We start from the raw sequence: 17,431 nt of genomic DNA on the forward strand, positions 1-17,431 counted from the left end.
ACGGACGTGAGCCCCTTTTGGTTCACGAATCAAGGTGACTGTGGGCGAGCACACTCGCGCGTGACATTGCCGTGTCCTTTTCGTAATGTTGCGCGGAGCTCGCGGCCCCCGACGCGAGTTCCCGTCCCCGAAGTGGTGAGTGATCAGAGAAATGGCCGGCAGACATCGCAAGAACAAGGCTCCGCAGTGGAAGCTCCCCGCAGGTATCGCGGCAGCGGTCGCCACGGCGCTCCCGGCGTCGATGTGGCTGACCACCGCAGGTTCCCCTGACGTCGAAGCGGCCAGCGCCGCGCTCGCGTTGCAGGCTCCCCCGGTCTCCAGCGTGACTCCCCCGCCGTCGCCCAGCAGCACCCCGCCCTCCAGCACGACGACCACCCCGCCCCCGTCGACCTCCTCGGCTCCCCCGAAGCCGACGACGTCGACCAAGGCCCCCGCCCCGGTCAAGAAGACCGTGCCCGCCACGACGGCGTGTTCGACCAGCCTCGCCGGCACCAAACCGCACGTCGCCCAGGTCGGCAACCACGTCAAGGCGAAATTCGGCGTCAAGACCGTCGGCGGCGTCGCGGGCCGTTCGAACGCCAGCGACCACCCCTCCGGCCTCGCGCTGGACTTCATGGTGGACACCGCCACCGGCAACGCCATCGCCGACTACATCCTGGCCAACCAGAAGGACTTCGGCGTCACCTACGTCATCTGGCGCCAGCGCTACAACGACGGCGGCGGCTGGGACACCATGGAGGACCGCGGCGGCGCGACCGCCAACCACATGGACCACGTCCACGTCTCCTTCGCCAAGAGCGCGAAGGTCAGCGTCAGCTGCTGACGATGTCCTCTAACGACGCCGAGCGGACCGCTCGCCGGGCTGGACGACCGGTCGTCCCACGACCTCTTCCACGCCTTTGACGGCGAGCCGGTCCGCTCGCTCGTTCTCCGGATGCCCGGCGTGCCCCTTGACCCAATGCCATTCGACCTCGTGCCGTGAAGCGGCTTCGTCGAGACGGCGCCACAGGTCGGCGTTCTTGACCGGCGTCTTGGCCGAGGTCATCCAGCCGTTGTTCTTCCAGTTCCGGACCCAGCTGGTGATGCCGTTCCGGACGTACGTGCTGTCGGTGTAGATGTCCACGGTCACCCGGCGCTTGAGGCTTTCCAGCGCTTCGATGGGCGCGGTCAGCTCCATCCGGTTGTTCGTGGTCGGCCCGGCGTCCCCGCCGTAGATCTCCTTCTCGACCGTGCCGTATCGCAGCACCGCGCCCCAGCCGCCGGGGCCGGGGTTGCCACTGCACGCGCCATCGGTGTAGATCTCGACTTCCGCCACCGGGACACCTTAATGAACAAGGTCAGTCCGGCAGCAGTGGCACCCACGGCTCCTCGGTCTGGCCGAGGTGCACCGCCCGGGTGATGGACTTCGAGCCGAAGCGGTCCCGGACGGTGTCGAGTGTCGCGTCGAGCGCGTCCCTCGGCTTGGCGTCGAAAGGCAGGGCCAGCTGGATCGAGTCGTCTTTCGTCAGGTTCGTGAGCGCGAGGCCGATCAGCGTGAGCCCGCGTTCGTCGATCAAGGGTCTCGCCGCCGCGAGCAGTTCGCGCGCCGCCGCCACGATCGCGCCGGTCCGCTCGGTCGCCTCCAGCAGGGTGTGCGAGCGGGTCGCCTTGGTGAAGTCGGCGAACCGCAGGCGCAGCACCACCGTCCGGCACACCCGGTGCGCCGCGCGCAGCCTCCGGGCCAGGCGATCGGCCAGGGTCAGCAGCATCGCGTCGAGTTCGGCGGGCGTACGCGGTCTGCTGCCGAGCGCCCGCTGCGCCCCGATCGAACGGCGACGGCGGCCGCTCTGCACCCGCCGCGGGTCGTCGTTGTGGGCGAGGGCGTGCAGGTGAGCGCCGACGCCGCGGCCGAGCATCCGGACGAGTTCCTTTTCCCCGAATCCCTCCATCTGACCGACCGTCCTCACGCCGCGCTCGCGCAGCTTCTGCGCGGTCACCTTGCCCACGCCCCACAACCGCTCGACGGGCAGCGGGTGCAGGAACTCCATCTCCTTGTCGTGCGGCACGACGAGCAGACCGTCGGGTTTCGCGACCCCGCTGGCCACCTTCGCGAGGAACTTCGTCCTGGCGACGCCGACCGTGATCGGCAGACCGACCTGGTCCAGGACGTCCTTCCGCAGGTTCGCGGCGATCCGGCTCGGCGTGCCCGCGATCTTCAGCAGGCCGCCGACGTCGAGAAAGGCCTCGTCGATCGAGATGCCCTCCACCAGCGGCGTCGTGTTGCCGAAGACCTCGAAGACCGCCTTGCTCGCCTCCGAATACGCGTGCATCCGAGGCGGGACGACGATCGCGTCCGGGCACAACCGCCGCGCCTGCCCGCCTCCCATCGCGGTGCGGACGCCGTACGCCTTGGCCTCGTAACTGGCCGCCAGCACGACGCCCCCGCCGACGATGACCGGCCGCCCGCGCAGGCTCGGGTCGTCACGCTGCTCGACCGACGCGTAGAACGAGTCCAGGTCGGCGTGCAGGATGGGACCCTCGGTCGTCATAGAACATATGTTCGCATCAAACGGCCGAGCGGCCAACACGCGCGCGGAAGAGATCCGCCACTGATCGCCCGCCCGTGAAACACCAGATCGCGATCACCGGGTCGCAGATCGCGCAGCCGAACGAGGAGTGTTCCGCGAACGGGATGATCGGGGCCCCCTTGAGATGGTGCACGACGTCCCAGCCGGTGTGCAGCAGCCAGGCGACGCCGATGAACGTCCAGGACTCCAAGCCGCGGTACGCCACATAGGTGACGACGGCGGTGAACGCGAACTCCCAGATCCCGAGGCCGCCACCGCTCAGGTACGCGGCGCCGGCGCCCGCCACCATGACCGCGTTGAAGCGGCGGCGGTGCGGCTCGCGGATCAGCGACATCAGCACGACGTAGACGAGGCCGACGAGAATCGGCGCGATGATCATCATGGCTCGACGCTAGAACCGGACGGCGTCCGCTCCCAGTGGCGCGAATGCCGTCTTCCACCGGGATCTCGCCATCGGCAGGTAGGTTGCGGTCATGCACACCGTCGCCGTCCTCGCGCTGGACAAGGTGATCCCCTTCGACCTCTCGACACCGATCGAGGTCTTCGCCAGGACCCGGCTCGCCGACGGGAGCGCCGGCTATCGGGTTCTCATCTGTGCCGAGCGTCCGGACGTCGACGCCGGGCACTTCACTCTGCGCGCACCGTGGGGGCTGGAGGCGCTGCGCGAGGCCGACACGATCATCGTCCCGGGCACGGCCGATCCGGCGGGGCCGTTGCCGGAAATCGTCCGCGACGCGCTCACCTCGGCCGCCGCGAAGGGCACCCGGATCGCGTCGATCTGTTCCGGCACGTTCATCCTCGCCACCGCGGGCCTGCTCGACGGCCTCCGCGCCACCACGCACTGGATCGCCGCGGAGGCGCTGGCCGCCGCATACCCGGAGATCGACGTCGACCCGGACGTCCTCTACGTCGACAACGGGCAGATCCTCACCTCGGCGGGCGCCGCCGCGGGCATGGACCTGTGCCTGCACCTGATCCGGCGCGACCACGGCGCCGCGATCGCGGCCGACGCCGCCCGCCTTTCGGTGATGGCGCTGGAACGCGAGGGCGGCCAGGCGCAGTTCATCGCGTTGCGGCATCCCCCGGCTCCCCGTGGCGCGGCGCTGGAACCCACCTTGCTCTGGATGCAGGAGAACCTCGCGAGCGACCTCAGCCTCGCCGACATCGCCGCCCGCGCCGGGATGAGCACCCGCACGCTCATCCGGCACTTCCGCGAACAGACCGGGACGACTCCGTTGCAATGGCTGCACCGGACACGGATCCGGCAGGCGCAGCATCTGCTGGAGACCACCCAGTACGCCGTCGAACGGATCGGCGCCGAAGTCGGTTTCGGTTCGCCCACCTCGTTCCGCGACCGGTTCAAGCGCACGACCGGCGTCAGCCCGGTCACCTATCGACGCGCTTTCCGTTGAGCGGGAACGCCTCTTGCCGGTAACCCGGCTTCCCGGCGACCATGGCCCTACACATCATCGAGCACGTCTTCGCCCGCCGTAGGGGACGTCGTCAGGAGGCAAGCTCGTGCTGGGCAAGAAGCCGATCGTCCTGCTCGCCCTCATTCTCCTTTTCACCGGGATCACACCCGCGAACGCGGAAGTGCGGCACCCCCGCCAGGAGTGGCTGCGCGCCTCGACCGCGGGGCTGTTCCTGCACTGGGGAATGCGCACGTCACCGGGGTACACCGAGTGCGGCGACTGGGAAAAGGCCGTCACCGACGGCGGCTGGAACGCGAAATACTGGATCGGCGAAGCGAAGAAGCTGCACGCGCAGTACGTCGTGCTGGCGTCGTTCCACAGCAGGCTCGGCTACGGCCGGGCGTGGCCGTCCACGATCCCGGGAAGTTGTTCCACCAAAAGGGACTTCCTCGGCGAGCTGATCGCCGCGGGCAAGGCGGGCGGCGTCAAGGTCATCACCTGCATGACCGACGATCCGCAGTGGTAGGACGAAGGTCTCGGCTCCGGCAAGAGCTGGCTGAACTCGTCCGCGTACTCGAAGTACAAGGGCAAGCAGGTCGATCTGCGCACCCGCGACGGTTTCGGCGAGTTCGGCTACGACAACTTCGTCGAGATCATGCGGCGCTATCCCGATCTCGCCGGGTTCTGGATCGACAACGACAACGCGTACTGGGAGCGCAACGGCCTCTACGAACGCGTGCGCCGGGAGCGACCGGACTACCTGCTGAGCAACAACAACGAAGACACGCCGATCATGGACACGATCAGCAACGAGCAGAAGACCGGCATGACCCCGGCCTACGACTACCCGCAGGCGGTCTACACCGCCGCGCCGCGGCTGATCGAGGCGTGTTTCAAGCTCCCCACGTCCGGCGCGTGGTGGTACAGCGGCTCGAACTCGGCTGTCGACTACAAGCGCACCCTCGGCCGATACCTGGCCAACAAGGGCTCGGACGTCAAGGCGCTGATGGCCGAAACCGCCATGGTCAACGGGCGGTTCCCCTCGAACCAGGAGGCGTTCAACGACTTCGCCGCCGGATACTTCGACAAGATCTGGCCGTCCATCGAAGGCACCTACGGCGGCGGTTACGACCACGGCGGGTTCGCTCCCGGCTTCTGGAACGACGGCGCGCACGGCGTCACGACGGTGTCCAAAACGGACCCGGACAAGCACTATCTCCACGTGCTCACGCCCCCGTCCGGAAGGACGCTTTCTTTGCGGGACAACGGCTACAAGGTCAAGCGGGTGACGAACCCGCGCACCAGCGCCATGGTCGCGCACAGCCAATCGGGTGGCAAGCTCACCTTGTCGGGCGTCTCGTCGTGGGACCAGTACGACACCGTGTTCGCGGTGGAGACCAGCGGACGCGAAGGCGTCTATCCGCCGTCGTCGTACACGATGAGCGCCAGTGCCTCCGGCAGCGGGCATCCGGCGCAGGCCGCGGCGGACGGCGACTACTCGACCTTTTGGGACGCGACGTCCGCGAAGCCGGTGTCGCTGCGGTTCGACCTCGGAACGCCGAAACGGATCCAGTACATCGGGATCAACCAGCGTGAGGACTCGACCACGTACCCGGCGTCGAATTCGGCGCGGATCAAGAACTACCGGGTCTACGTCAGCGCGGACGGGAAGGACTGGGGTTCGCCGGTGAAGACCGCACACTGCCGAACCACCGGGGTGTGCAGTTCATCGACCTGCCCGTGACGACAGCGCGGCATGTGCGGGTCGAGAAGGTCGACAGCCAGGGCACCGACCGGCTGCGGGTGGACGAGGCCTGGATCGGCTCGGCCTATCCGGCGGGCTGAGTCACGCGACGAGCGACAGGGCGGTGTCCGAGGCCCGCACCCGGGCCTGTTCGGCGAACCGCCGTCGTGCGGCGACCACTCTGAGCCATCGTTCCGAACGCTCGGCGTCCAGTTCGGAGGTGGCGCGGGCGAGGACCTCGGCGGCGTGCGCGGCGGAATCGATCTCCGCGGCGGCGCCGAGATAGTCGCCGGCCTCGATCAGCTTGTAGGCGTGGCGCATCTCGGTCTGCGCGGTCGAGTAGATGGCGTAGGCGGCGAGGTTGTTCGCCAGCGGGCCCAGTGAATGCGACATCGGATTCTCCGTTCCTTCTCTTACTGACACGTCGAACGGGCCCTCGGCGGTTCGACACGGCGGCGGATATTTTTCGAAGATCCTCGGGGTTGCGCGAAGTGGTCGCTTCACGACAGCCTGAAGCGCATGCCAGCCCGAGCGGCGTCGTTCCGCAGCGTGTTCGCGGTCGCCGGGTTCCGCCGGATCTGGCTCGCGCATCTGCTCTCGGTCGCCGGTGACCAGCTGGCCAGGGTCGCGCTCACGGTGCTGGTGTTCGATCGGACGTCGTCGGCGGGCTGGGCTGCGGCGGCGTACGCGCTCACCTTCGTCCCCGACCTTCTCGGCGGTGCGCTGGGCGGCATCGCGGACCGGTGCTCGCGCCGCACCGTGATGGTGGTGACCGACCTCGGCCGCGCGGTCCTGATCGCGCTGATGGCGGTGCCCGGCCTGCCGCTGCCCGTCGCGGCGGCACTGCTGTTCGTCGTGCAACTGCTGGCCGGGCCGTTCCAAGCGGCCCGGCAGGCGACGCTGCCGGACCTGCTCGATCCGGACCGGCTGGTCGTCGGCCAGGCGATCATCTCGTCCACCTATCAGGCCGGGCTCGTGGTGGGCTTCGGCGCGGGCGCAGCCGTCGTCGCCGGTCTCGGCGTTCCCGGGGCGCTGCTGATCGACGCCGGAACGTTCGCGCTGTCGGCCGTCATGCTCCGCTTCGGGCTCGATCGCTACCCGCCTTCGGCGCCGAGCCGCCACAAGCGCCCTTCCCTGCTCGCGGGCTGCCGTCTGGTCGCCCGCGACCGCAAGCTGCGCTGGCTGCTGCTCATCGCCTGCTGCTGCGGTTTCTACGTCGTACCCGAGGGTCTCGCCGTCCCGGTCGCCGCCGAACTGGGCGGCGCGGGCGCGCTCGGATGGCTGCTGGCCGCGAACCCGGTCGGCTCGGTGCTCGGCGGGATCCTGCTGAGCAGGATCCCGCGCGAACGGCAGGTCCGGGTACTGGGCGCGCTGACGGTGGCGAGCAGCCTGGCGCTGATCCCGACCGGCTGGACGTCCGGCCTGGTCACGATCGTCGTGCTGTGGACACTCTCGGGTGTGTTCTCCGCGCACGACATGATCACCCAGACGCAGTACAGCCTGGCCGCACCGTCGGCGCATCGCGGCCAGGTGATCGGGGTCGCGATCGCGGCGCTGCGGGCGGCTCAGGCGGCGGGGATCGCGGCCGCCGGGCTGCTGGTCCAGGTCGTCGCGCCGACCACCGTGGTCACCGTCGCCGCGGCCGCGGGCGTCGTGGTCGCCTGCGTCGCCGGGGTGGGCTGGTCACGGGCGGTGTCGTCCCACCGCGACCCCAGGGATCCCGTGGGGCCGGCCGGCGGGACGACACCCGTTGGCGAACATGGTTCCTGACTCGATCGGTTCATCACGTCCAGTTGTTGTCACGACGGGTCGTCCAGTTATTGTCACGCACCGCGTTCACCTCCCTTCGCGAAGCCGCACGCTCGTGGGCGAGATCACTCACGTCCAGTTGTTGTCACGCCGAGTGGTCCAGTTGTTGTCCCGCATGTCGTTCACCTCCCTCGAAATAGCGATACATCAGGCAAAACATTCACCAGTTGTTGTCCTGCATCGGTGCACCTCCCTCTTTCCGGTTGGGCTGTCCGGGGGAATTCGAGGCCGCGTTTCTTATCGTCCGGACAACGACGGTCGTCGCAGTCCCGGTTCGATTACGGTGTAGATCACCGACGGAAGAGGGTGCGTGGACGGACGACTCGGCGGCGCGCGGCGGCGGCTCAAGGCCTGGCACCTGTGGAGCCTGCCGCGACCTGTGCGTACCTACGTCCTGGTCGTGAATCTCATCGCGGTCCTCTCGACCGCCGCCACGGCCTGGCTGGTCCCGGTGACCGGAACAGACCTGGTCCGCTTCGGCGTCTTGACGCTGTGCGCGGCCATCGCGATCGAGGGCACCCGGCAGATCGAACGCCAACGGGAGTACGACCGAGCACCGTCGGTCGCCTACGTCGACACCAAGGCGGTGTGGAGCGTCGCCGCCGTCATCGCGCTGCCGCCGGTACTCGCCGCCGCGATGGTCGTGGTGACCTACACCATCGCATGGCTGCGGATCTGGCCGCACCAGCGGCCGGTGCTCCCCCATCGGTGGATCTTTTCCGCCGCGACGGTGCTCTGCGGCACGCAGGCCGCCGTCGTCGTCCTCAGCCTCGGCATGCGTCATTACCCCGGTTCGCCCGACTCCGGGCTGCTCGCGGGACTGGGCGACCTCGCCGTCATCATCGTGGCCGCGGCCCTGCGCTGGGCGATCAACACCGTGCTGGTGATGATCGCGATCGCGCTCTCGTCGCCCCCGAAGTCGATCGGCGAGCTGTTCTCCGGGTTCGGCGACCAGATCCTCGAAGCGGGCGCGCTCGGCCTCGGCCTCGTGACCGCAGTCGTCCTCGTGCAGGCCAACCCGCTGGTCCTGGTCGGGGTCGTCATCGCGCTGGTCGCGCTGCACCGCGGGCTGTTGCTGACGCAGTACCGGCGCGACGCGCACACCGACGCCACCACCGGGCTCGTCACGAAACGCCGCTGGCGTCAGCTGGCCGAGGAACTCCTGGGCCGGACACGGGCCGGGCGGAAACTCGGCGTGCTGTTCCTGGACCTCGACAACTTCAAGACGATCAACGACACCTACGGGCATCCCAACGGCGACCTCGTCCTGCGGGCGGTCGGTGACGCGCTGCGCGCAGAGATCCGCGAGCAGGACGTCTGCGGGCGGTGGGGCGGCGAGGAGTTCGCGATCGTCATCCCGGACATCCACGGCGAAGAGACGCTGCGCCAGGTGGCCGAGCGGATCCGGCATCAGGTCGCGGTGGTCTCGGTCGCGCTGCCCGATCGGGACACCGTGCTGACCGATCTGACGGTGTCGATCGGCGGGGCGTTGTACCCGGCCGCCAACATCACCAGCGTCGACGACCTGCTCGTCGCCACCGACACCGCGCTCTACCGGGCGAAGCAGGGCGGTCGCAATCGCGTCGAACTGGCCCCTCCCGCGCAGTAGGCTTCGCGTCGTCCGGGGGGGGTACGAAGAGGCGATTCGCTTGGGGTCCGGTCGGTCTGGTTGTCGCGATACAGGTCTCGGTCCTGACCTTGTCGTCCGGAAGACACGGATTTCATCGGGACGAGCTGTACTTCCTCGCGGTGGGCAAAAGGCTCGCGTAGGGCTATTACAGACGCTGGTGACTCGCGGTCGGCGCCGTCATCGGCGTCGCGGTGCTCACCGCCGGCCCGCGGACGGTGTTCCGCACCTGGTGGCTGCCCGCCGGGATCCTGCTCGCGCCGGCACTGGCGGCGCCGGGGCTGACCTGGCAGGCGACCCACGATTTCCCTTTGCTGACCGTGGCTTCCGGGATCAGCGAGGACGGCGGCGCGGAGAACCGGATCTTTTTCGTGCCGATGCAACTCCTCTACCTGTCCCCCGCGCTCGTGCCGGTCTGGATCGCCGGGGTTTACGGCTTTGGCGGGATCCGGACCTGCGCTGGGCTCATTCGTTCGCCCCGGCCTATCCAATGTTGTGCGTGATCCTGCTGGCACTGGGCGGAAAACCGTATTACTCGGCGCCGTTCTTGTCGCTGCTCGCGTCCGCGAGCGCGGAACCCTGTCTGCGTTGGCTCGGCAGGACCTCGCGCCGCGTTCTGCCGGTGATCTGGGCCGTGTTCGGCGCGGCGTCCTCCTTGATCGTCGGACTGCCGCTGCTGCCGGTGTCCGCGCTGGCTCCTGGTCTGGCGGTCAACAAGGAGCAAGGCGGGCTGGCCGGAGTTCGCTTCCACGGTCACCCGGGTTTGGGACCGGATCCCTCACGGCAACGCCGGTGATCTTCACGCGGAACTACGGGCAAGCGGGAGCCTTGGAGCATTACGGGCTTCCTTCGGTGCACTCGGGCCATATGTCCTCTGCGGATTGGGGACCACCTGTGGACAGCGCCGTCGGTCCCGTCGTGGTGGTGGGCCCGTATTCTCCGGAGTGGTTCGCCGGATGTCGTGAGGTTACCGTTCACGACAATGGGCTCGGGCTGGAGAACAACGAGCAAGGAGTCAGGATTTCCTTGTGTACCAGCACTTCTCGGCCTTGGTCTTCACTGTGGGCGACTTGCGTCATTACCACTGAACGGGCCGTTGCCGAAATCGGCCACGGTCTTCGTGGACGGAATTGTCGGTGGGTGCCCGTACGGTTTCGCTCGTGGACACAAACACAGCCTTTTTGGCTTCCCCCAAGGAAAACATCGATCATCGCAGCCTCGACGCCGAGGCATGCGTGGCGCTCGCGCAGGCGACGTCGGCGGATATCGCGCGGCTGGAAGCGATCCGGTTCCGCGCGATCGCACAGTTGGCCCGGCACCGTGACGGGGCCTCCAGCGTCGTGCAGGAAGTAGCGTTCGCGCTGTCCGTCATGGACAGTCACGCCGGAGCACTGGTCTCCACGGCGAAGGCGCTGACCACCCGGCTACCCCGGACGCTGGACTTGATGGACCGAGGACTGCTCGCCGGCGCCGGGGCGATGAAGGTCGCCGCCGCGACCGCATGGCTGTCCGATGACAACGCCCGCACAGCCGACGCCGTGCTGGAGGACAGACTCGTGGGAAGGAACACGACTCAGATCCGGCGGGCGGCGAACTACGCGGCGACGACCATCGATCGCGAGGGCGCGTCCCGGCGGGCCGAGCGCAACCGTGCCGGTCGTCGCCTGAGACTGCGCCATGGTGACACGGGCGTCGCTTCGATCGAGGTCGAGGACGGCCCGGTCGAGAAGGTGACGGCCGCCTACGCGCGGATCGACCGGGAGGCCCGGGCGCTCAAGGCCGGCGGCGAAACCCGCACCCTCGACCAGCTCCGCGCCGATGTCGCCCTCGATCTCTTGCTGGGCGGGCAGGGTGGTTCCCGGGAACGGTCGGAGGTGTTCCTCTACATGGACCTGACCACCTACCTCGGTCTCAACGAGGATCCGGCGGAGCTGGCCGGGCATGGTCACATCCCGGCGCCGCTGGCACGGGAGATCGCCACCGGCGCGAACACGGTGCTGCGGCGGATCATCACCGACCCGCTGTCCGGACAAGTGCTGGATCTGGGACGGGAACGGTATCGGCCCACCGCCGGGCTCGACGAATTCGTCCGGGTCCGGGACCGTGAATGCCGAAGACCCGGCTGCCACCGCGTCGCCCAAGCCTGCGACCTGGATCATTCGGTGCCGTGGCACTTCGGCGGCCACACCGACGTCGCCGACCTCGCCGCGTTCTGCCGTCGCGACCATCGTTTGAAAGACGAACCCGGCTGGACCTACACCCTCGACCCGGACGGCACCCTCACCATCACCACCCCGACCGGTCAGAGTTACGACAGCAAGCCGCCTCCCCTGCACGAGCCCCGCCCCGCGACATCCCCCGACGACGAGCCACCCTCGTTCTGAGCCATGATCGAAAGCCGGTAGCGTCGATACCTCCACACGGGATCCACGTGGCCGCCGCCGAGAACGGGCACACCGCCTCGCTGGAACAGTCACCCTGCCACCCCGATGAAACCGGCGTGAACACCTGGTGACACCTCACGAACCCGGCTAGCAAGTCCGGCCCCCGATTGTCCACTTCATCACGTCATCAGGGCCCTGTACTAGGTGTTCCAGGACACTTTTTGGCGGGTTCCTACAAGACCCGGCCCTCGGCATGCGCCACCGACGACATTCTCGTACCGGCCGGTAAGAGGCAGGCTGTTAGACAGGTACAGGAGACTGTCCCGCGTGTGATCCGGCGGGATGTCCACCCTGTTGTGCTGCGTACTTGGGAGGCTCAGTCGGTGTTCAGTCGTGTCGCCATCGTCAACCGCGGAGAAGCCGCGATGCGGCTCATCCATGCCGTCCGCGAGCTGTCGGCGGAGACCGGACAGCGGATCGAGACCGTCGCTCTCTACACGGACGCGGACCGGTCGGCGACGTTCGTGCGGGAAGCCGACATCAGCCACAACCTGGGTCCCGCGTCGGCTCGTCCGTATCTGGACTTCGCCGTGCTGGAGCGGGCGCTGACCGAGACCGGGGCCGACGCGGCCTGGGTCGGTTGGGGCTTCGTGGCCGAGGACCCGGCCTTCGCCGAGCTGTGTGAACGGCTCGGTGTCACCTTCATCGGTCCGAGCGCGGACGCGATGCGCAAGCTCGGCGACAAGATCGGCGCGAAGCTGATCGCCGAAGAGGTCGGCGTGCCCGTGGCGCCGTGGAGCCGCGGCGCCGTCGCGGACCTCGACGAAGCCATCCGCGCGGCCGACGAGATCGGCTACCCGCTGATGCTCAAGGCCACCGCCGGCGGTGGCGGTCGCGGTATCCGCGTCATCACCTCCGCCGACGAGCTCAAGGACGCCTACGAGCGCACCAGCTTGGAGGCCGAGCGCGCCTTCGGCAGCGGCGTCGTGTTCCTGGAGCGCCTGGTCACCGGCGCCCGGCACGTCGAGGTCCAGGTCATCGCCGACGGCCAGGGCACAGCCTGGGCGCTCGGCGTCCGCGACTGTTCCGTCCAGCGCCGCAACCAGAAGATCATCGAGGAGTCCGCCTCCCCGGTGCTCAGCCCCGAGCAGGCCGACGAGCTCAAGCGGTCCGCCGAGCGGCTCGCGCTCGCGGTCGACTACCGGGGCGCCGGCACGGTCGAGTTCCTCTACCACCCGGGCGACAAGCTGTTCGCCTTCCTCGAGGTCAACACCCGCTTGCAGGTCGAGCACCCGATCACCGAGCTGACCACCGGCATGGACCTGGTCAAGGCCCAGTTGCACGTCGCTTCCGGCGGCAAGCTCGACGGCGTTCAGCCCGCCGAGTTCGGGCACGCCGTCGAGGCGCGGCTCAACGCCGAGGACCCGGACCGCGACTTCGCCCCGTCGCCCGGCCGCATCGCCCGCCTGGACCTGCCCGCCGGACCCGGCATCCGGGTCGACACCGGCGTCAGCGAAGGCGACACGATCCCGGCCGACTTCGACTCGATGATCGCGAAGATCATCGCCTACGGCCGCGACCGTGACGAGGCGCTCGGCCGTCTGCGCCGCGCGATGGCGCAGACCACCGTCATCATCGAGGGCGGCGCGACCAACAAGAGCTTCGTCCTCGACCTGCTCGACCAGCCCGAGGTGATCGACGGCAGCGCCGACACCGGCTGGATCGACCGCGTCCGCGGCGAAGGCAAGCTGGTCACCCACCGCCATTCGGCGATCGCGCTCGCGGCCGCCGCGATCGAGGCCTACGAGGACGAGGAAGCCGTCGAGCGCCAACGGCTTCTGTCCACCGCGCACGGTGGCCGCCCGCAGGTCCAGCACGAGAGCGGTCGTCCGCTCGACCTCAAACTGCGCGGCGCCGCGTACCGCGTGAGCGTGGCCCGGATCGGCCACCGCCGGTTCCGCGTCGGCGTCTCCGCGGGCGGCGGCGACATCCACCCCGCCGACGTCGAGGTCGACCGGTTCGACGAGCACACCGGCCAGATCACCGTCAACGGCACCCGGTTCCGCCTGGTCACCGGCACGCACGGGCCGATCCACCTGGTCGAGGTCGACGGCGTCACCCACCGCATCAGCCGCGACGAGGGCGGCGTCGTCCGCTCGCCCGCGCCCGCGCTCGTCGTCGCGACGCCGCTGGAGGTCGGCGCCGAGGTCGAAGCCGGAGCGCCCGTGCTGGTGCTGGAAAGCATGAAGATGGAGACGGTGCTCCGCGCACCGTTCCGCGCGAAGCTGCGTGAGTGCGTGGTTTCGGTCGGCAGCCAGGTCGAGACCGGCGCTCCCCTGCTGCGGCTCGAACCGGTGGCGGAGGAAGGCGAAGAGGCCGCCGAGGACACTGGCAGCGTCGAGATCGAGCTGCCCGCGGAGCCGGACGGCACGTCGGCGGCGCAGCGGATCGCGCGCGGACAGCAGGACCTGCGCAGCCTCCTGCTCGGCTTCGACGTCGACCCGCACGACGAGCGCCGCACGCTCAGCGCGTACCTGGCCGCCCGCGCCGAGCTGGAGGACAACGGCGATCGCCCGCTGGAGGGCGAGGTCGAACTGCTGACCGTGTTCGCCGACCTGTCCGAGCTGATGCGCAACAAGCCGGCGAGCGAAGAGGCCAAGTCGGACACGCCGGTGCACAGCTCCCGCGAGTTCTTCCACACCTACCTGCAGAGCCTCGACGTCGAACGCGCCGGGCTGTCGGAGTCGTTCCAGAACAAGCTCACGAAGGTCCTGGAGCACTACGGCATCACCGACCTGGAGCGGACGCCGGAGCTGGAGGAGGCGGTCTTCCGCATCTTCCTCGCCCAGCAGCGGACCTCGTCCGACGTAGCGGTCGTCACCGCTCTGCTGCGGCAGTGGCTCACCGAGGCGCAGCCGTTCGAGTCGATGCGCGAGCCGGCGGGCAAGGCGCTGGAGGCGCTCATCGCCGCCACCCAGCTCCGTTTCCCGGTGGTCGGCGACCTGGCCCGCAGCGTGGTGTTCCGCTGGTTCGCCCAGCCGCTGCTCCGCCGTACCCGCGCCGAGGTGTACAGCGAGGTCCGCAAACACCTGCGTCACCTCGACCAGCACCCGGACTCGCCGGATCGCGCCGAGCGGATCGCGAGCATGCAGGCCAGCGCGCAACCGCTGGTGCGCCTGCTCGGACAGCGGATCGGGCGCCCCGGCACCGATCACACCCCGCTGCTCGAAGTACTGAGCCGCCGCTACTACGGCAACCGCGCGCTCACCGGTGTCGAGCAGGTCACCGTCGGCGGCTGCACCTTCGTCGCCGGTGACTACGCCGACGAGAACGAGCGGTTCCACATGGCCACCACCGCCGTCGATCGCGCCGGGCTGCCCGGCGCGATCAAGGCGGTCGCCGATCTCGCCGCCCAGCTGCCCGCCGACACCGACGTCGAGGCGGACATCTACCTGACGTGGGACGACGAGTCGGCCGACGACGACGCGATGGCGGCCGGCCTGCGTGAGATCCTCACGGCCGAGTCGCTGCCGAGCCGGATCCGGCGCGTCACCACCACGGTCGCCGGGCACGGCGGCGCGGTGATGCACCACCACTTCACCTTCCGCCCGTCCTCGACCGGTTTCAGCGAGGAACGGCTGATCCGCGGTCTGCACCCGCTGATCGCCCAGCGGATGCAGCTGCAGCGGCTGGCGACCTTCGACCTCACCCGGCTGCCGTCCGGTGACGAGGACGTCTACCTGTTCAAGTGCGTCTCGCCGATGAACCCGTCGGATCAGCGGCTGGTCGCGCTCGCCCAGGTCCGTGACCTGACCCCGTTGCGGGACAACGACGGCAAGCTGCTGGCCCTGCCCGCCGTCGAAGGCACGCTGGCGGGCTGTCTCGACGCGATCCGCGAGGTGCAGGCGAAGCTTCCGCCGAAGAAGCGCTTCGACACCAACAGGGTCATGCTCTACGTCTGGCCGACCAGTGAGCTCACCGGCGAAGAGCTGAACACGGTCGCGCAGCGCGTGCAGCCGTCGACGGCGGGTGCGGGTCTCGAAGAGGTCCAGTTCCTCGGCAGGCAGCGCGACCGGGTGACCGGCGACGTCGCCGAGGTCGCCGTGCGCATCGGCTACGACGTCAGCGGCGGCGTGCAGATGTCGCTGTCCGAGCCGATCACCGAGCCGATCCTCCCGCTTGACGACTACCGCCAGAACGTGCTGCGCGCTCGCCGTCGCGACACGGTGTACCCGTATGAGCTGACCGAGATGCTCGGCTCGTTCACCGAGTACGACATGGACGACGCCAACAAGCTCGTCCCGGTCGAGCGGAAGAAGGGGCGCAACAAGGCGGCGATCGTCGCCGGTGTGGTCACCACGCCGACCGAGCGTCACCCGGAGGGCGTCAAGCGCGTCGTGCTGCTGGGCGACCCGACGAAGGCGCTCGGCGCGCTGTCGGAGCCGGAGTGCTCGCGGGTGATCGCCGCGCTGGACCTCGCCGAGGAGCTGCGGGTCCCGCTGGAGTGGTACGCGCTCTCGGCGGGCGCCCGGATCTCGATGGAGTCCGGTACCGAGAACATGGACTGGGTCGCGGCCGCGCTCAAGCGGATCGTGCACTTCACCCAGGACGGCGGCGAGATCAACATCGTCGTCGCCGGGATCAACGTCGGCGCCCAGCCGTACTGGAACGCCGAAGCGACGATGCTCATGCACACCAAGGGAATCCTGGTGATGACGCCGGATTCCGCGATGGTGCTGACCGGCAAGCAGTCGCTCGACTTCTCCGGTGGTGTCTCGGCCGAGGACAACTTCGGCATCGGCGGCTACGACCGCGTCATGGGCCCGAACGGCCAGGCGCAGTACTGGGCGCCGAACCTCACCGCGGCCCGTGACGTGCTGATGTCGCACTACGACCACACTTACGTGGCGCCGGAGGAGACCGGCCCGCGCAAGGCGGTCACGAACGACCCGATCGACCGGGACATCTCGCCGTTCCCGCACGCGGCCGTCGACAGCGACTTCACCACGGTCGGCCAGATCTTCTCGCGGGAAGCCAACCCGGACCGCAAGAAGCCGTTCGACATCCGCACCGTGATGCGCGCGCTGTCCGACCAGGACCACCCGGTGCTGGAGCGCTGGCCGGGCATGGCCGACGCGGAGACCGCGGCCGTGCAGGACGTGCACCTCGGCGGGCGGCCGGTGTGCCTGCTCGGCATCGAGTCGCGTTCGGTGCCGCGCCGCGGCTTCCCTCCCACCGACGGTCCGGACACCTACACCGCGGGCACACTGTTCCCGCGGTCGTCGAAGAAGGCGGCGCGGGCGATCAACGCGGCCAGCGGCAACCGGCCGCTGGTGGTGCTGGCGAACCTGTCCGGCTTCGACGGCTCGCCGGAGTCGATGCGGAAACTCCAGCTGGAGTACGGCGCCGAGATCGGCCGCGCGATCGTCAACTTCGAGGGCCCGATCGTGTTCACCGTGATCTCGCGGTACCACGGCGGCGCGTTCGTGGTCTTCTCGAAGGCCCTGAACCCGAACATGACCGTGCTGGCGCTGGAAGGCTCGTTCGCCTCCGTGCTCGGTGGCGCGCCCGCCGCGGCGGTCGTGTTCTCCGGTGAGGTCAACGCGCGGACCGCGGCGGATCAGCGGGTACGGTCGCTGTCGGAGAAGCTCAGCGGGGCGACCGGTGCCGAACGTGCCGCGCTGGCCGCGGAACTGGCCGAGGTGCAGTCCTCGGTGCGGGCCGAGAAGCTGGGCGCGGTCGCTTCGGAGTTCGACGGCGTGCACAGCATCGAGCGTGCGGTGAAGGTCGGTTCGGTGGACGCGATCATCGGCGCCGCCGAGATGCGGCCGCGCATCATCGAGGCGATCGAACGGGGCCTGGCGAAGCAGTAGTCCTCCCCTGCCGGA

Annotated in this window: 14 protein-coding genes; 10 read left to right on the plus strand and 4 right to left on the minus strand. The window is 69.1% G+C overall.

Annotation, left to right across the window (positions count from 1 at the left end; all coding sequences use genetic code 11):
- Nucleotides 1-151 precede the first annotated feature (151 nt).
- Nucleotides 152-823 carry a hypothetical protein gene (locus AB0N89_RS04920; protein WP_364200277.1) on the plus strand — a complete coding sequence of 224 codons (672 nt, stop codon included), beginning with the start codon at nucleotides 152-154 and terminating at the stop codon, nucleotides 821-823.
- 9 nt (nucleotides 824-832) lie between these two features.
- On the opposite strand, the gene rnhA is transcribed toward AB0N89_RS04920, so the two are convergent.
- Genes rnhA through AB0N89_RS04935 form a run of 3 tightly spaced genes read right to left on the minus strand, consistent with a single transcriptional unit; the run spans nucleotide 833 to nucleotide 2,949 of the window.
- A complete protein-coding gene (gene rnhA / locus AB0N89_RS04925) occupies nucleotides 833-1,315 on the minus strand; it encodes a ribonuclease HI (RefSeq protein ID WP_364200279.1) in 483 nt (160 codons plus the stop codon).
- A 22-nt stretch (nucleotides 1,316-1,337) separates the two neighbouring features.
- Complete coding sequence (gene dinB / locus AB0N89_RS04930; RefSeq protein ID WP_364200281.1) at nucleotides 1,338-2,528, minus strand: DNA polymerase IV; 1,191 nt, start codon at nucleotides 2,526-2,528, stop codon at nucleotides 1,338-1,340.
- A 16-nt stretch (nucleotides 2,529-2,544) separates the two neighbouring features.
- The gene (locus AB0N89_RS04935; RefSeq protein ID WP_364200283.1) at nucleotides 2,545-2,949 is read right to left on the minus strand and encodes a DUF6010 family protein; all 405 of its coding nucleotides are present in this window, start codon (nucleotides 2,947-2,949) and stop codon (nucleotides 2,545-2,547) included.
- 91 nt (nucleotides 2,950-3,040) lie between these two features.
- Here AB0N89_RS04935 and AB0N89_RS04940 point away from each other — a divergent pair, with 91 nt between their 5' ends.
- The 3 genes from AB0N89_RS04940 to AB0N89_RS04950 all read left to right on the plus strand — a co-directional run bounded on the left by AB0N89_RS04940 (nucleotide 3,041) and on the right by AB0N89_RS04950 (nucleotide 5,723).
- On the plus strand, nucleotides 3,041-3,979 hold the full coding sequence (locus tag AB0N89_RS04940) for a helix-turn-helix domain-containing protein (protein ID WP_364200285.1): 939 nt from the start codon (nucleotides 3,041-3,043) through the stop codon (nucleotides 3,977-3,979).
- A gap of 106 nt (nucleotides 3,980-4,085) precedes the next feature.
- Complete coding sequence (locus AB0N89_RS04945) at nucleotides 4,086-4,505, plus strand: hypothetical protein (RefSeq protein ID WP_364200287.1); 420 nt, start codon at nucleotides 4,086-4,088, stop codon at nucleotides 4,503-4,505.
- Between the two features lie 129 nt (nucleotides 4,506-4,634).
- Nucleotides 4,635-5,723, plus strand: coding sequence for a discoidin domain-containing protein (locus tag AB0N89_RS04950; RefSeq protein ID WP_364200288.1), 1,089 nt, complete (start codon nucleotides 4,635-4,637; stop codon nucleotides 5,721-5,723).
- Between the two features lie 102 nt (nucleotides 5,724-5,825).
- Here the strand turns inward: AB0N89_RS04950 and AB0N89_RS04955 are convergent, their stop codons facing one another.
- Nucleotides 5,826-6,116 carry a hypothetical protein gene (locus tag AB0N89_RS04955; RefSeq protein WP_364200290.1) on the minus strand — a complete coding sequence of 97 codons (291 nt, stop codon included), beginning with the start codon at nucleotides 6,114-6,116 and terminating at the stop codon, nucleotides 5,826-5,828.
- Nucleotides 6,117-6,242: 126 nt separating this feature from the next.
- Between AB0N89_RS04955 and AB0N89_RS04960 the strand changes: the two genes are divergently transcribed.
- The 6 genes from AB0N89_RS04960 (at nucleotide 6,243) to AB0N89_RS04985 (ending at nucleotide 17,416) form a co-directional block, all read left to right on the plus strand.
- Nucleotides 6,243-7,493: an MFS transporter gene (locus AB0N89_RS04960; RefSeq protein ID WP_364200292.1), complete on the plus strand. Its 1,251-nt coding sequence runs from the start codon at nucleotides 6,243-6,245 to the stop codon at nucleotides 7,491-7,493.
- Between the two features lie 418 nt (nucleotides 7,494-7,911).
- Entirely contained in the window at nucleotides 7,912-9,141 is a 1,230-nt protein-coding gene (locus AB0N89_RS04965) for a GGDEF domain-containing protein (RefSeq protein WP_364200463.1), read from the plus strand.
- Between the two features lie 212 nt (nucleotides 9,142-9,353).
- Entirely contained in the window at nucleotides 9,354-9,662 is a 309-nt protein-coding gene (locus AB0N89_RS04970; protein WP_364200294.1) for a hypothetical protein, read from the plus strand.
- Nucleotides 9,659-9,955 carry a hypothetical protein gene (locus AB0N89_RS04975; protein WP_364200296.1) on the plus strand — a complete coding sequence of 99 codons (297 nt, stop codon included), beginning with the start codon at nucleotides 9,659-9,661 and terminating at the stop codon, nucleotides 9,953-9,955. Before AB0N89_RS04970 ends, AB0N89_RS04975 begins: the two co-directional genes overlap by 4 nt.
- 364 nt (nucleotides 9,956-10,319) lie before the next feature.
- A complete protein-coding gene (locus AB0N89_RS04980; RefSeq protein ID WP_364200298.1) occupies nucleotides 10,320-11,543 on the plus strand; it encodes a DUF222 domain-containing protein in 1,224 nt (407 codons plus the stop codon).
- Nucleotides 11,544-11,926: 383 nt separating this feature from the next.
- Entirely contained in the window at nucleotides 11,927-17,416 is a 5,490-nt protein-coding gene (locus AB0N89_RS04985) for a carboxyl transferase domain-containing protein (protein ID WP_364200300.1), read from the plus strand.
- The last annotated feature ends 15 nt before the right edge of the window (nucleotides 17,417-17,431 follow it).

This window comes from Amycolatopsis sp. NPDC089917, assembly GCF_040684635.1.
Lineage (GTDB): Bacteria > Actinomycetota > Actinomycetes > Mycobacteriales > Pseudonocardiaceae > Amycolatopsis.